14 protein-coding genes, 1 pseudogene and 1 riboswitch are annotated in these 13,988 nt (G+C 59.9%); of the genes and pseudogenes, 4 read left to right on the top strand and 11 right to left on the bottom strand.

The genetic code is table 11. The annotated features are described in order from the left end of the window. Window positions 1–13: 13 nt before the first annotated feature. The 6 genes and pseudogenes from AC1DYF_RS21315 to thiC form a co-directional block, all read right to left on the bottom strand. On the bottom strand, window positions 14–793 hold the full coding sequence (locus AC1DYF_RS21315) for a hydroxymethylpyrimidine/phosphomethylpyrimidine kinase (RefSeq protein ID WP_477878764.1): 780 nt from the start codon (window positions 791–793) through the stop codon (window positions 14–16). Further along, window positions 763–1,368 (bottom strand): thiamine phosphate synthase, encoded by a 606-nt coding sequence (locus AC1DYF_RS21310; RefSeq protein WP_477878763.1) that lies wholly within the window; start codon window positions 1,366–1,368, stop codon window positions 763–765. Before AC1DYF_RS21310 ends, AC1DYF_RS21315 begins: the two co-directional genes overlap by 31 nt. After that, window positions 1,365–2,138 (bottom strand): thiazole synthase, encoded by a 774-nt coding sequence (locus AC1DYF_RS21305; protein WP_477878762.1) that lies wholly within the window; start codon window positions 2,136–2,138, stop codon window positions 1,365–1,367. Before AC1DYF_RS21305 ends, AC1DYF_RS21310 begins: the two co-directional genes overlap by 4 nt. Before the next feature lies 1 nt (window position 2,139). Next, a complete protein-coding gene (gene thiS / locus AC1DYF_RS21300; RefSeq protein WP_477878761.1) occupies window positions 2,140–2,337 on the bottom strand; it encodes a sulfur carrier protein ThiS in 198 nt (65 codons plus the stop codon). Beyond that, entirely contained in the window at window positions 2,334–3,554 is a 1,221-nt protein-coding gene (locus AC1DYF_RS21295; protein ID WP_477878760.1) for an FAD-dependent oxidoreductase, read from the bottom strand. The genes thiS and AC1DYF_RS21295 overlap by 4 nt, the downstream gene beginning before the upstream one ends. 1 nt (window position 3,555) lies before the next feature. Continuing rightward, window positions 3,556–5,364 (bottom strand): annotated as a pseudogene (gene thiC / locus AC1DYF_RS21290) (phosphomethylpyrimidine synthase ThiC). 92 nt (window positions 5,365–5,456) lie between these two features. Then, window positions 5,457–5,576: riboswitch (TPP riboswitch) on the bottom strand. A 287-nt stretch (window positions 5,577–5,863) separates the two neighbouring features. Here thiC and AC1DYF_RS21285 point away from each other — a divergent pair. Next, window positions 5,864–6,208, top strand: coding sequence for a hypothetical protein (locus AC1DYF_RS21285; RefSeq protein ID WP_477878759.1), 345 nt, complete (start codon window positions 5,864–5,866; stop codon window positions 6,206–6,208). After that, entirely contained in the window at window positions 6,205–6,849 is a 645-nt protein-coding gene (locus AC1DYF_RS21280; protein ID WP_477878758.1) for a hypothetical protein, read from the top strand. Before AC1DYF_RS21285 ends, AC1DYF_RS21280 begins: the two co-directional genes overlap by 4 nt. 580 nt (window positions 6,850–7,429) lie before the next feature. Here the strand turns inward: AC1DYF_RS21280 and AC1DYF_RS21275 are convergent. From AC1DYF_RS21275 to AC1DYF_RS21260, 4 genes are all read right to left on the bottom strand, one after another. Continuing rightward, a complete protein-coding gene (locus tag AC1DYF_RS21275) occupies window positions 7,430–7,888 on the bottom strand; it encodes a hypothetical protein (protein ID WP_477878757.1) in 459 nt (152 codons plus the stop codon). A 146-nt stretch (window positions 7,889–8,034) separates the two neighbouring features. Further along, window positions 8,035–8,442, bottom strand: a complete 408-nt coding sequence (locus AC1DYF_RS21270; protein ID WP_477878756.1) for a hypothetical protein — start codon at window positions 8,440–8,442, stop codon at window positions 8,035–8,037. A 9-nt stretch (window positions 8,443–8,451) separates the two neighbouring features. Further along, window positions 8,452–8,637 (bottom strand): helix-turn-helix domain-containing protein, encoded by a 186-nt coding sequence (locus AC1DYF_RS21265; protein WP_477878755.1) that lies wholly within the window; start codon window positions 8,635–8,637, stop codon window positions 8,452–8,454. A gap of 140 nt (window positions 8,638–8,777) precedes the next feature. Continuing rightward, the gene (locus AC1DYF_RS21260; RefSeq protein ID WP_477878754.1) at window positions 8,778–9,497 is read right to left on the bottom strand and encodes a hypothetical protein; all 720 of its coding nucleotides are present in this window, start codon (window positions 9,495–9,497) and stop codon (window positions 8,778–8,780) included. Window positions 9,498–9,713: 216 nt separating this feature from the next. On the opposite strand from AC1DYF_RS21260, the gene AC1DYF_RS21255 reads away from it, so the two are divergent. Together AC1DYF_RS21255 and AC1DYF_RS21250 are read left to right on the top strand one after the other, a co-directional pair. Continuing rightward, the gene (locus AC1DYF_RS21255) at window positions 9,714–10,922 is read left to right on the top strand and encodes a calcium-binding protein (protein WP_477878753.1); all 1,209 of its coding nucleotides are present in this window, start codon (window positions 9,714–9,716) and stop codon (window positions 10,920–10,922) included. A 298-nt stretch (window positions 10,923–11,220) separates the two neighbouring features. Beyond that, complete coding sequence (locus AC1DYF_RS21250; protein WP_477878752.1) at window positions 11,221–11,793, top strand: dihydrofolate reductase family protein; 573 nt, start codon at window positions 11,221–11,223, stop codon at window positions 11,791–11,793. Between the two features lie 188 nt (window positions 11,794–11,981). On the opposite strand, the gene AC1DYF_RS21245 is transcribed toward AC1DYF_RS21250, so the two are convergent. After that, window positions 11,982–13,922 (bottom strand): methyl-accepting chemotaxis protein, encoded by a 1,941-nt coding sequence (locus AC1DYF_RS21245; RefSeq protein WP_477878751.1) that lies wholly within the window; start codon window positions 13,920–13,922, stop codon window positions 11,982–11,984. Window positions 13,923–13,988 lie beyond the last annotated feature (66 nt).

The following is a 13,988-nucleotide window of genomic DNA, read 5'->3' as shown; positions in this document are numbered from 1 at the left end:
GCAATGTCAGCGATCACTCGGCCGCCGCATCGAACTGCCGGTCCATGAACGCCTTTGCCGCGGCGAGCGCCGCCGGCATGTCCTGGCCGAGCGCCAGATGCGCCGCGACGGCGCTCGACAACATGCAGCCCGTTCCCCGCAACGTGAGCTGGCGTCTCGGCGAAGCGAAATGCCGTGGCGGCACGGCGGGCACATAGAGCGTGTCGATCGACATCGCGCCGTCCCTATGGCCGCCCTTGACCAGCACGGCGGGACAGCCCATGTCCAGGATTTGCGCGGCCTGGTGCGCGATTTCGGCGTCCGAACGCGCCGTTTCGCGATCTGTGAGAATACCGAGCTCGGGGAGATTGGGCGTCACCAGGGAGGAGGCGGGCAGCAGCCTTTGCCTGAGGCTTCTTAGCCCGGGATCAGAGAGCAGCCGGGTTCCCGATGAACTCGCAAGCACCGGATCGAGAACGGCCGGAATGCCGGCAATGTCGGCCAGCACATCGGCGATGGCCTGCACCACCTCCGCCGTCGCCATCATGCCGATCTTGATGGCAGCGATCGGATCGGCGGCCAGTGCCGCCCGCATCTGGGCGGCGACCAGATGCGCGGATATGGGCTCGACCGCGATGACGGCCGCATGCGTCTGCGCGGTGATCGCCGTGATGGCGACCGAGGCCCCGACACCGAAACCGGCAATCGTCGCCACATCGCGTGCGATGCCAGCGCCGCCGGAAGAATCCGAGCCGGCGACAACCAGCACCTTCGGTCTGACATTCATCGCCACGCCGCCGTTCGTTCGATCCATTCCCCTGTCCGCGCCTCGGGATCGGCATTGAGCGTAATGTCGGTGACGACAGCCGCGCTATCGGCGCCTGCCTCGAACACACCTTGCAGCCTCCCCACATTCAAGCCGCCAATCGCCACCAGCGGCAGCGGGGCAACGCGCCGTTTCCAGTCTCTGATGCGTTCAAGCCCCTGCGGTGCCCATTTCATCTGCTTGAGGATGGTCGGATAGATCGGACCGAGTGCGACATAGTCCGGCCTGGCGGCCAGCGCCGTTGCAAGCTCCGCCTCGTCATGCGTGGAAAGGCCGAGTTTCAAGCCGGCCCGACGAATGGCTGAGAGATCGGCAGCTGCAAGATCCTCCTGGCCCAGATGGATGAAATCGCAGCCTTCCTCGATCGCGACCTGCCAATGGTCGTTGACGATAAGCTGGCAGCCGTGAGCGGCACAGATCGCCTTTGCCCGGCGGATTTCTTGGCGCAGCCTGTCATCCGGGACATCCTTGATCCGCAACTGCACCAGTCTCACGCCCAGCGGAACCAGCCGTTCGATCCAGGCAGCGCTGTCGACGATCAGGTAGAAGGGATCGAGCGTCATGCGAATACCCCCTTGCCGATCACTGGTGTCGACGGCACGGCCATGTCCCGCGGTTCGAGCGGTCCTGCGCGACAGGCCTTGTGCCCTGCCTCGATGGCTTGCGCGAAGGCCTCGGCCATCAAAGCCGGCTCCCCGGCACCCGCGACAGCCGTGTTGAGCAGCACGGCATCGTAGCCGATCTCCATCACCATCGCCGCATGTGAGGGACGGCCGATGCCGGCATCGACGATCAGGGGAATATCGGGGAAATGCGCCCGCATCGATTTCAGCGCCATCCTGTTGACCGGCCCCATGGCCGAGCCGATCGGTGCGCACCATGGCATCAGCACTTCACAGCCGGCGTCCAGCAGGCGTTCGGCGACCACGAGATCGTCCGTGGTATAGGGAAACACCTTGAAGCCCTCGCCCGAGAGGATCTTTGCCGCCTCCACCAGGGCGAAGACATCGGGCTGCAATGTGTCGTGATGGCCGATCACTTCCAGCTTGATCCAATCGGTCTGCAACAACTCGCGCGCCATCTTTGCCGTCAGCACCGCTTCGGACACCGAATGGCACCCCGCCGTGTTCGGAAGCACGCGCACACCGAGCGCCCGAATCAGGTCAAAGAATGTCCCGCCTGCTTTGCTGCCGGCCATTTCACGCCGCAAGGACACAGTGACGATCTCCGTTCCGGACCGCCGCACCGCCTCTTCGAGAACGGCAGGGCTGGGATAGCGCGCCGTGCCCAACAGCAGGCGCGAACCGATTTCGGTTCCATAAAATGCGACCATGTCAACCTCCCTGCAGCGGCGTGAGAATTTCGATCCGATCGCCGTCGGTGAGACGGCAATCCGTTCGGTCCTCGCGATGAACGAGCTCGCCATTGACAGCGGTCGCCAGCCATCCGCCCTCATATTCGAGAAGGGTCATGACATCGGTGAGTGTTGCCGCATCGAGGTGATGATCTTCGCCATTGACGATCAGTTTCATGCCGTCGCTCCTGCCTTTGTTCGTTTCATCTCAGCCGTTGCCAAAAGCTCCGCCACCTGCCGGGCCATGGCCGGCGCCAGCAAAAAGCCATGGCGATAGAGCCCGTTGACATGCAGCACCTGTCCCGCTGCGATCACGCGCGGAAAATTATCCGGAAACGCCGGCCGCACACCCGCGCCGGTCTCGATCAGACGGGCTTCGCCAAAGGCCGGATGCAGGGCATAAGCGGCATTGAGCAGTTCCATGATCGAACGCGCGCTCGGCGACCCGCCCGCATCGCTCTCGATCATCGTCGCGCCGACCATGAAGCGGCCGTGCTGCCGCGGGACGATATAGATCGGGTGACGCGGATGCAGCAGCCGGACCGGCCGGGACAATGCGATCTCCTCTGTTTGCAGATAGAGCATCTCGCCACGCACGCCCCGCAGATGCTCCAGCTTGCCGATCATTGCAGAACCGGTGCAGTCGATGATCTGGTGATAGTCCGATGCAATCGCATCTGGATCGAAGGCCCCTCGCCAACCTTCGAGGTCGAGCCACTTGTCTCGACCCCTCCCTCGGCCCCTCACAAGGGGGACGGGCATAAGCCGCGGCTCCGCTGCGGCCCAATTGAGGCAGGGAGCATGCCGCAAGTCTTCTCCCCCCTTGTGGGGGAGATGGCCGGCATGCCAGAGAGGGTCTTGCGGCACATGCGACTGCCCTGGCTCAAATTGGCACTCGACCAAACCGTCAGCCACACCGAGATGAAACCGGACACCCTGCATCTGCAGCGATCGATGCAGGCCCTGCATCACCCGCCGCGGATCGAGATGCGCCTCCTCGCGGAAGAACAGCCCCTTGCGGAAGCGGCCGGCAAGCCCCGGCTCCAGCTCGGCAATGCCATCCTCACCCAGCCACTCATATCCGGATGTGCGTGACGCGAAGCGGGCAAGCTCGCCCAGATCTCGCTGCGGCGCGACCACCAGCGTGCCCTTGCGCATGACTTCGCCAGGCACGGCCGCCTCCCACCAATCGGCGGCAGCCCTGCCTTCCACGAGCACCCGCTCGTCGGCACTTTCCCGCTCGCACCAGGGCGCCAGCATGCCACCGGCCAGCCACGAGGCACCCGCCCCGATCGATGGTGCGACATCCCTGACATCGACAGCAAAACCGAGAGACGCAAGTTCATGCGCCACCGCGAGGCCGGCGACACCGGCCCCCCTGACGAGAATGCGCATCTCACTCTCCCACGGGCATATAGAGATCGCCGCCGGCGCGGTATTTCGCCGCCATGGCTTCGAGCCCCTACTTCTGCGCCTCGGCGCGCAGATCGTGCGAGATGCGCATCGAGCAGAATTTCGGCCCGCACATCGAGCAGAAATGCGCGACCTTGTGTGCCTCCTTGGGCAGCGTCTCGTCGTGGAAGGAACGCGCGGTATCCGGGTCGAGCGAGAGGTTGAACTGGTCCTCCCAGCGGAATTCGAACCGCGCCCGCGACAGCGCATCGTCACGGACTTTCGCCGCCGGATGGCCCTTGGCGAGATCGGCGGCATGTGCCGCGATCTTGTAGGTGATCACCCCGGTCTTGACGTCGTTGCGGTCGGGCAGGCCGAGATGTTCCTTGGGCGTGACATAGCAGAGCATGGCCGTGCCGAACCAGCCGATCATCGCGGCACCAATGCCGGACGTGATGTGGTCATAGCCCGGCGCGATATCGGTGGTCAGCGGTCCGAGCGTATAGAAAGGCGCCTCGCCGCAGACCGCAAGCTGCTTGTCCATATTCTCTTTGATCTTATGCATCGGCACATGGCCGGGGCCTTCGATCATCACCTGGCAGTCTCGGGCCCAGGCAATTTTCGTCAGCTCGCCGAGCGTCTCGAGTTCGGCAAATTGCGCCGCGTCATTGGCATCGGCGATCGAGCCGGGCCGCAGCCCGTCGCCCAGCGAGAAGGAGACGTCATAGGCCCGGCAGATGTCGCAGATTTCTTCGAAATGCTCGTAGAGAAAACTCTCCCTATGGTGATGCAGGCACCACTTGGCCATGATCGAGCCGCCGCGCGAGACGATGCCGGTGACGCGATTGACCGTCAGCGGAATATAGGCAAGCCGCACGCCGGCATGGATGGTGAAATAGTCCACACCCTGCTCGGCCTGCTCGATCAGCGTGTCTCGAAAAACCTCCCAGCTCAGGTCCTCGGCAATGCCGCCCACCTTCTCAAGCGCCTGGTAGAGCGGCACGGTACCGACCGGCACCGGCGCATTGCGGATGATCCATTCGCGGATATTGTGGATGTTGCGGCCGGTCGACAGGTCCATGATCGTATCGGCGCCCCAGCGGATCGCCCAGACCATCTTGTCGACCTCCTCGGCCATCGACGAGGTGACGGCGGAATTGCCGATATTGGCATTGATTTTCACCAGGAAATTCCGGCCGATGATCATCGGCTCGCTCTCCGGGTGATTGATATTGGCCGGAATGATCGCCCGCCCCCGGGCGATTTCCTCGCGCACGAAATCGGGCGTCACATAATCGGGAATAGCCGCGCCAAAACTCTCGCCGTCGCGCGCGAGCTTTTCCCGGATCGCCTTGCGTCCGATATTCTCGCGGATGGCGACGAATTCCATTTCCGGCGTGATGATCCCGGCCCGCGCATAGGCAAGCTGCGTCACCGCCCTGCCATCCCTGGCCTTCAAGGGACGCTCGCGCACCGGAAATTCCGGCGTCAGGCGGTCGCCGGTGACAAAGCCATTGTCCTCCGGCTTCACCACGCGCCCCTCATAAGCCTGCACGTCTCCACGCGCTTCGATCCATGCCTGGCGCAGCCGCGGCAGGCCGGATTCGATCGCCACGACATGCGCGGGATCGGTATAGGGGCCGGAGGAATCATAGACCGTCACCGGCGGCTCGCCAGCGGTCGGATGCAGCGCGATCTCGCGCATCGGCACCCGGATGCCGGGATGGATTTCCCCCTGGATATGAATCTTCGTCGACGCCGGAAGCGGGCCGGTGGTGACTGTCGGGGTTTCAGGCTTTGCGGCAATATTCATCGTGAGGCTCCAAAGTTTTCGCGTTGGAGACCCAGTCATCGAGCCGGAATGATGGAGAACGCCGATACGGATTCAGGGCGTGAATCCGCGTGTCGTCAGCGCTTGCACCGTCCCTACGCCAGTATGAACTGGATCAGGTTCAACGGGTCACTGCGCCGCGAAATCGCTCAGCAGTATCTCAGCCCCTTGTCGGGACCCCCCTGGTGAATGCGGTGAGGTTATGCGGACGAGTGGGGTTCGTCAAGCGTGCGAAAAGTCTGCAAGTGGGTGACTGCCGAATTGGCTGGATCCATTTTCTCTCCGTTTATCTCCGCGGATGCGGAGAATACGCTGCTCGCTGCGCCGTACAGCTCGCAATAGACGGTTCCATGACGGAGGGGTTTACGGCCTTCATGTTCAGTCCTGCAGGCTGGTTAAAAACCCCATCGGCCCTACCGAAGCCATTCTTGCACTCGACCCCGCATTTATGTAAAATTACGTAAAACATATGGAGGCCGCCATGCAGTCCATTCGATCAATCAATCTTCAAAAGAACCTCGGCGATGTCTTGCGCGCTGCCGATGTCGAAGCGGTCGTGGTGATGAACAGGGATCAGCCCCGCACGGTGGTCATGTCCGCCGAGGAGTTCATCCGCCTGAAGATCGCGGCCGGAGAACCGGTTCCCCCGGAGGTTCGCAAATCACGCCCCACGCTACATCGGCCAGTTGTCGACCCCTTGGGATACGATACCGCCGATCCCGACTTCCCATTGAAAGTGGCCAGGCACGCTGTCAGTGGGGAACACAAGGATGAAATCCGGTCGGAGGTGGCGGCCGCAATGCGGCGCTGGGGGATGGGCGGATGAACGACGGGATTGACCGCGCGCCGCGGCTTCTGATCCCGGACAACTCCCCTCTGTCCTTACTGTCTCATGCGGGGCTCGATGGCCTCGACGCCCTGTTCATCCCGGGAGTCGAGGTCTGGGTCACCGACATGGTGAAAATCGAATCCACGCGAGAGCCCGACCCCGGGGACGACCCCAGAAGAGAACAACGCAAACTCATCGGCGACTGGTTCGATGCCAACAAACATCGAATTTCGGTGATGGAGACGGAGGCTGGCCGGGAATATCTGAAGGCGATGGTCAACTGGACGATCGGCGGGAGCCGACCGGACTTGAAACCGAGTTGGACGGGCCGCGGCGATGCGAGCCTTCTCAATATCCTGTCGACCGCCGAAAAAGTCGTGAGGGATCACGGGGCCGTGGTTTTTATCGTCGATGATCGAAAGGCAAGAGCGGCGCTGCGGCAGGTGGAAAATCTCAACCTGGACATTCTCTCGACAGAGGCGTTTGTCTGGATGCTGGAGGACAAGTTCGGAGTTTCGAACGCGGCCCACATCTGGCAGACCATCGAACTCAGCGCTGGTGTCAACCTGCACGGCAAATCCAGAGTTCCGGACCCGCCGAAAGAAGATCCGGTCTTCGTTCGCAAGTCGAGACCATAGGCGGTCCCAGATGGGCTGTCCGTCTTGCTCGGCTGACTGGCGTGCGCTTCGATCCGTACAAAAGCCGGCAGGGGCGGTCGGGATCGAGCATTCGAACTCATCTGCTGCGGCTTTCGGGAGGCTGGCAGTCAATAGCTTTGCGCAGCGAACTTTGGGCAGCGAAGGTGTAGAGATTTCCGTTGCCAGCCAGGTGCCGCCAGCCTTGGGGACATCGGTACCTAATTCCGAATCGAAATGCTGGTGGGATTCCTACATAACTCCGGAATTTCGAAGTCGTTGGAAATCGGTCGATCCCCGCGCATGCGGAGAACACCCGATTGGTGCCGGTTACATCGCTGGCTTTCACGGTTCATCCCCGGGCACGCGGAGAACACGATTCCGTGCCGTAGCCGAAGACGCCATCGGCCGGTTCATCGCCACGCACCTCGTACTGCAGCGACTGAAGCGGGTTTCAAGTTTTGTTTTGTTTGGTTTTGTTTGGTCTCCATCTGCGTCTCAGTCTGTGTCTGTGTCTCTGTATGGTCACACAGGTGCGACACCGGTCCGACACCGGTGTCCCACGGGTGTCACGTGTCGGCCCCTAAAGGTCTCTCGACCGAAACAGGGCTGCATCGAGCCGCGATTGCTTTTCTGGCACTTTCTTGCGCCTTTGCTGGTCGCTCGCCTCGATCTCAGGTTCGACAATCTCGCGGATCATGTCGCTTTCGATGTTGCAGACACTTTTGAGTGCGCCTTTGAAGTGGCTGTCGTTGCAAATCGGGTTGGTCTCGTACCAGCCGCTGACGTAGATCTCGCTTGTCTCCGGATCGAACTGTGCGAGCCCACCGGCGACGACCTCGTCCCGCGCCTGGACATAGCGCTCCGCATCCCATCGTAGATCGGAGGCTGCGTAGCCATCCGGAATGCGAAAGCAGCCACACGCGTTCTGATGTTCGCCTGTGAGAAAGTAAAAATAGAGCAGTCTCGCGTCGGTAGACGCGAGACAGTGAAAGCGCTTGTCCCGCCAGATCAGTGGCGAAACCTTGGTGAAGTCACGCATGCGCGGCCCTCCGAAGTTCACCGGCAATCCGGCAGCCGTGACAGGCTTCCGTCACCGAAAGGGCGAACCGTTCGCGCAGGACCGGAATCACCATGGAGGGTGGCTCCTGCTGCTGCACAAGCCATTCTGCCGCTGCGCGGACGGGGTCAAAGGGAGGCGTTGTCATCGAACGCTGCTCCCTTCAGGCGCTTATGTGCGGCCATATGACAGGCGCGGCAGAGCCATTGGACATGTATCGGCCGCGAATAATCGGTATGGTGCGCCTCGGACTTCTCGCTGCCGTAATCTTCGCAGGCTCTCTGCGCGACGAGGCCCTGTCGAACGGCCGAGCGGAGCGCCATATGTGCCCACCGTTTCAGCGGATTTGCCCGGCTCCATTTCTGCTGACGGGTAAGCGACGGCATGGTCTGCTCCGTCGGCGGGGTGGGCGTATTGGGCTGAAGCTGGAGAGCGGCTTCGGCTGGTTTCCGTTCATCGACTGTCTGGCCGGTTGCCACGGTTCTCTGAGCCCGGCTGGTGCCGGGTTGCGCCGCCGGTTCGGTCGGTTTTGCCATGGCCACACCTCACGCCGCTGTCTTGGAGCTTGGCAGAGCGCGGACATAGGCATCCAGCTCTTCGGTGAGGATCAGCGTGCGGCGCCCGCTCTTCCTCGAGGTGAGCTTGCCCTGCTTGATCAGCGCGTAGAGTTTCGTCCGTCCGATGCCACAATAGGCAACGGCATCGTCGATCGTCATGGAAATTTTAGACATTGGTCCATCTCGCCGGGGAGACGCCCGGTGGCGCGAACACCGGTTCGTTCACCGGTGTTCGTCGCCCATTTTTCACACAAAAATCCAAATAGCAGGGATGCAAATAGGATTATTTTCCTTAGTCTATTTGCATCCCGCCTTCAATTGCCTCGTTTGGAGCGGAGGATGCGGGCGGCCATGGCTTGAGCACTCGGGATGCTCGGAACGATATCCGCCGGCATCAGCCGCATCGCGTAATGGAGGAAAGTTGCGAAGGGCGCGGCCGTGTCGTCCAGGGACCTCATCGAGCCGTAGGGAAGCCCGTTGTCTTTCGCCCAGGCCTTGGCGCGAACGACAAAGTGTTGCAGTGCCATGCCGACCTCGATGCCGTCTGAATCCTGAAATGTGTCCGGTACGCCCCCGGCGCTCTGGATTTTCGCAAGCGCTGCAGAGATTCGGGTGGCAACTTCCATCACCATATTGCGCGACAGAGAGATGGCGCCGACTGGTGCGTCCCCATCGTCACCGGGTGTCCCTTGCCCAACCGGCACCTTAAAACCTTCCAGCGCTTCGTCGAATTGCGACTGAAACTCATCCCAGGCGGCCTGCGAGACGCCCTTCGGAATGAGTGGCTGGCCAAAGGAAAACTGAAGAAGCGGCGTCAGAAGGGCATTCACGCTCTCCGCACATCGCTTGACATCGGCAACACGGATGGCTGCCTGCTCGAGCTGTTCACGCAAGAGATAATCATTGCAGAGGGTTTGAAAAGCTTCGCGAGCACCCAGCAGGACGGACCTGCCTAACGCCTTCTCCAGGTCGCGCCATTGTTCGGCCGATACCGCGATTTGCGCCGGCTCTTCGGATAGCGAGGCATAAGGCAACCTCTCCCCGTGGCGTGGCATCAGGCAACTATCCCGTTGTCAGTGTGCATTGCGGATTCCGTTGCATTGGCTCTGGCGACACTATCGTCGCCAGTCGTTCAAAGTCTACGGATAACGATTGGCCAGTGGCCGATTACCGGCCAGACCCGGAGGGCAAGCGCCTTTCATTTGCCGGATCAATATGATTACATGCTAATAAACATGGAGGAAACGGCAATGACAAAGACAGTCATCGATACAGTTGTCCATGAGGGAGTCCAAGACTTCAATCTGACCTCCTTGGTTGTGACAAAGACCGGCGGAATATCTCTGTTCCAGCAACAAGACGAGTGGGCAGTCAATGTTGTCACCACAGGGGTGGATATAACAGTTAACGGCTTCCTCGTTGCCTCAAGCCCGGTTAGCAATAGTGATCAACTATGGGCTCTCGGGATAAACAACCAGCAGAACAATACCCATATTGTCGTTGGCTCTACTGGTCTCATTACCGGAGATCAGGCAATTTTTTCCAGTGGCGACTTCGCAACGATTGAAAACCATGGCAGAGTTGAAGGGCAAGTCTACGAAGCGATCTTGCTTTACGGCGACGCCGCCACGTTGACCAACAGCGGTTATATCTTCGGCAGTCGTGGCGTGAAGGTGACCGGCGCCGGCAACACCATCGTCAACGACGTTGGCGGAACAATCACGGGAGCTGATGGTGTGGCGCTGTCGATAGAAACAGGGACGGGCGTTGCCACCAAAATTGTCAATCACGGAACGATCGTCGGGGGGATCTTCGGAGACGACGGAGCGGAAAAACTGATTAGCGACGGCGTTATTACTGGCGGCCTGATTTATTTGCGCGATGGCAATGATATTGTCGATCTACGAGGCACCAAGGGGGAGCAAACGGTCTACGGCGGGCTCGGCAATGATGTCTTCATGACCGACAATGCCAAAGTGACGTTCTCGGAAAGCGAAAGTGAGGGCACCGACACGGTGAAGTCGTCTGTCAGCTACACCCTCTCAAACAATGTCGAAACGCTGACCTTGCTTGGCAAAAAGAACATCAACGCCACTGGCAGCGACGATACTGGTAGCGACAACTATCTCTATGGAAATCCGGGCGACAATGTCCTGAATGGGAAATCAGGCTACAACGAGATGTTCGGGAGGGGTGGCACAGATACGCTGATCGGTGGCGCCGAATATGACCTTTTCGGCATCGGCAAAGGCTATGGCCATGACACCGCCCGCGGGTTTACCAATGGCCTCGACCAAATCGATATTTACCTCCTCGGCCCTGACAACTTCGCCGATCTCCAGCCACATATCGAGCAGCATAAGGCAGACACCTGGCTCGTTTTCGGTAAGGATGTGCTCATTCTGAAAAATACGGATCATCACGTTCTCGACGAGACCGATTTCCTCTTCAACTATTGATCATTCTATGTCGGTCAGATGTGCAAGGGCCTCTGATGGAGCCCTCTGGGCGCAGTGCTGGTCAGTCGTCGCCAAGGTGGCGAGACCGGCAAGCACACCGATATTAAGCCTCTCAGAGCGATTTTTGGGTATGCGGTCCGGATCAGCGTGAACGCTGTCAACCAGGCTGACAAAATCTTCTCTGTTCCCGACCGCTCTCCGAGAGAAATGCGCGCACCATGTCGGATTTGAGTGGCGTCGCACGTCTTCGAAACATCACTTCGGAAATCACCGGCTGCAGTCAAGAAACGAGGATAAGATGAGGAAGCTTATTGTCACCGAATTCATCAGCGTCGACGGAATTGCCGAGGTCGAGAGGCTGCCCAGCGTGACCTGGAACGATGAGATGAACAGGTTCAAGGAAGAGGAGCTTGCCGATAGCGGCGCCATGCTTCTCGGCCGCACGACCTACGAGATTTTTGCCGGCTCCTGGCCCGAGGAAACCGGCGACTTCGCCGACAGGTTCAACGCCCTGCCGAAATATGTCGTGTCATCGAGCCTGAAGACGCTCGAATGGAAGCCGGCCGAGTTGCTGAAGGGCTCGCTGTCGGATGCGGTCCGGGCGCTGAAGGCCGGCGACGGCGGTAACATTTATGTGCATGGCAGCCTCAGTATCGTCCAGCAGCTTCTGCGCCACGACCTGGTCGATCGCATCCGGTTGCTCAGCTATCCCGGCGCAGTCGGCCAGGGCAAACCCCTCTTCGCACCTGGAGAGCAGCAGCAGTTTGAGCTGATTTCGGCTTCGCCCCTCAGCAATGGCGTCGTCGCCATGGAATATGCGCCGGTAAACGCGAAAAATCATCCTCGGGGCGATAAAGCAGAAATGCGATGACCACGACCATCACAGCCTTTGAAAGCTCGCCAGACTGTGTTCGGCGTGCGTTTGACCCCACCATAAGCGTCGAACGTTGACCCCGGCCAAACCGAAAGCACCGCAAACTGAACAGCATTTTAATCTGCACAGACCTGCGTCAAAGGCACGTTCGACCAACGTCAAATGGCACATCTATGATAGTCTCGTCAGAATTCTTCCCACGAGTCACTTTTCGTCGCCAAATTGCCCGATGCGCGGGGACCACCTGCTGTGCGAGGCAGTACAGGGGTTTTGGCGACGGACGGAGCCGGGCGCGCCATCGCAGTCGCCGTTTGGCGCAGAGCTTGGCTCTGAGTGGAACTCTGCTCCACGGTGAACTTTGCCACGAGGTCCCGCAGTTTCGCCGCTTCTTGCGCCAGGGCGGCAGCCGCTGCGGTCGACTGCTCGACCATCGCCGCGTTCTGTTGGGTTGTCTGATCCATCTGGTTGACGGCAACATTGACCTGAGAGAGGCCAGTCGACTGTTCCTGAGCTGCCTGGGCAATCGATTGCATATGCCGGTTAACCTCGGCGATATAGTCGCCGATGGTTTTCAGAGACAAGCCGGTTTCGCGCACCAGCGTGACCCCTCCCTCGACTTCCGCGGTAGACTTCTGAATGAGTCCCTTGATTTCCTTGGCGGCCTGAGCCGACCGTTGGGCCAGTTCGCGTACTTCCTGAGCGACGACAGCAAAACCCTTGCCTGCCTCGCCAGCGCGCGCAGCTTCGACACCAGCATTCAGAGCCAAAAGGTTGGTCTGGAACGCGATCTCGTCAATTACGCCAATGATGTTGGAGATCTGCTGCGAACTCTCCTCGATTCGTCCCATAGCCTGCTCGGCGCGAGACACGACCTCGGCCGACTGGGTCGCACTGCTATTTGCTGCCTGAGCGATATTTCTCGCCTCCCCTGTCATCTTGGTCGAGGTGGAGACATTGGATGTAATCTGCTCCATCGCAGCTGCCGTTTCTTCCAGCGAAGCCGCCTGCTGCTCGGTACGCTTGGATAGGTCGCTGGCGCCATTGGCGATCTCGCGGGTGCCGCTGTCCATGTTATGGACCGCAACAGCAACAGAGCAAATCGTCTGGCTAAGCTGCTCGACCGTAGCGTTGAAATCGGTTCGGAGCGGCTCGTACTCCGGGGCAAACTCAGTATTGATCCGGCAAGTGAGATCGCCTCCTGCCAGCCGCTTCATGTTCTCACCAAGTGTCGAAGTTGCGACGCGCAGTTGCTCCGCTTCCCGTGCAATCCTTCGCTGCTCGGCATCACGGGCAACTTCCGCAGCGCCGCGATTGGCAGCCGCTTCCTGTTCCAGACGGGCATTGTTGATGGCGTTCTGCCGGAAAACTTCGACGGCTGAAGCCATTTCACCGAGCTCGTCACTGCGACCGGAGAATGGCACCTCAGAAGTGCTGTCGCCCTCGGCAAGTCGTCGCATAGTCCCAGTGATGCGGGAGATCGGCCTCGAAATCCCTGTCATGGCATAGAACATGCTACCCATGGCGATCAAAACAGCCACGGTGCTGACAATTGCCATGATTAACAGCGTTTCATGGTAATTTGACTTCCCGTCTTCGACCTCAGCCTTTGCTAGTCCCATATTGAAATTGACGATCTCGGCGATGACCTTGTTGGCAACGTCGGTTTGATCCTTGAGAGGACCTCGCAGGTTTGCCTTGGCTTCATCGAGTTTGCCGGCGTCGCGGAGCTTGATGACGAGCTGGTCGCGCATATCGCGGTATTTGTTTGTTTCTTGCTTCATCGTCTTGAACAGGGCGCGTCCACGTTCCGTGTTCAGAATGGCCTCTAGTTTCGCCATGCTTTCATCAAGGGAGCTTTCGACACTCTTGGTGAACTTGTTCTCCAGGGCGATCTCATCCGGCGTGACCGCCAACAGTTGTCGGGCAGTGGCAGCACGCAGGAGATTGAAGCTGAACTTGATTTCCCCCGCTATGGCGACCTTAGGCAGCTTGTCCTCTCCGATCGCCTCCGCGTTCTGAAACAAGGAGGACATGCGAAACACTGAGGTGACTGAAATCGCGACCAATAACGCCGTCAGCACAATGAACATTACGGCCAAAGAGGTTCGGATGCTAATTTTGGGCATTGGTCTTCTCCGTCTATGTCGCAACGGGCGTTATCGCTGCGGCGCCAGTCCATGCGGAAATATTAA

The sequence above is a fragment of the Rhizobium sp. P2_G9 genome (genome assembly GCF_056403475.1).
The sequence above is the reverse complement of the archived record's forward strand: the minus strand, read 5'-3'. Positions and strand labels throughout refer to the sequence as shown.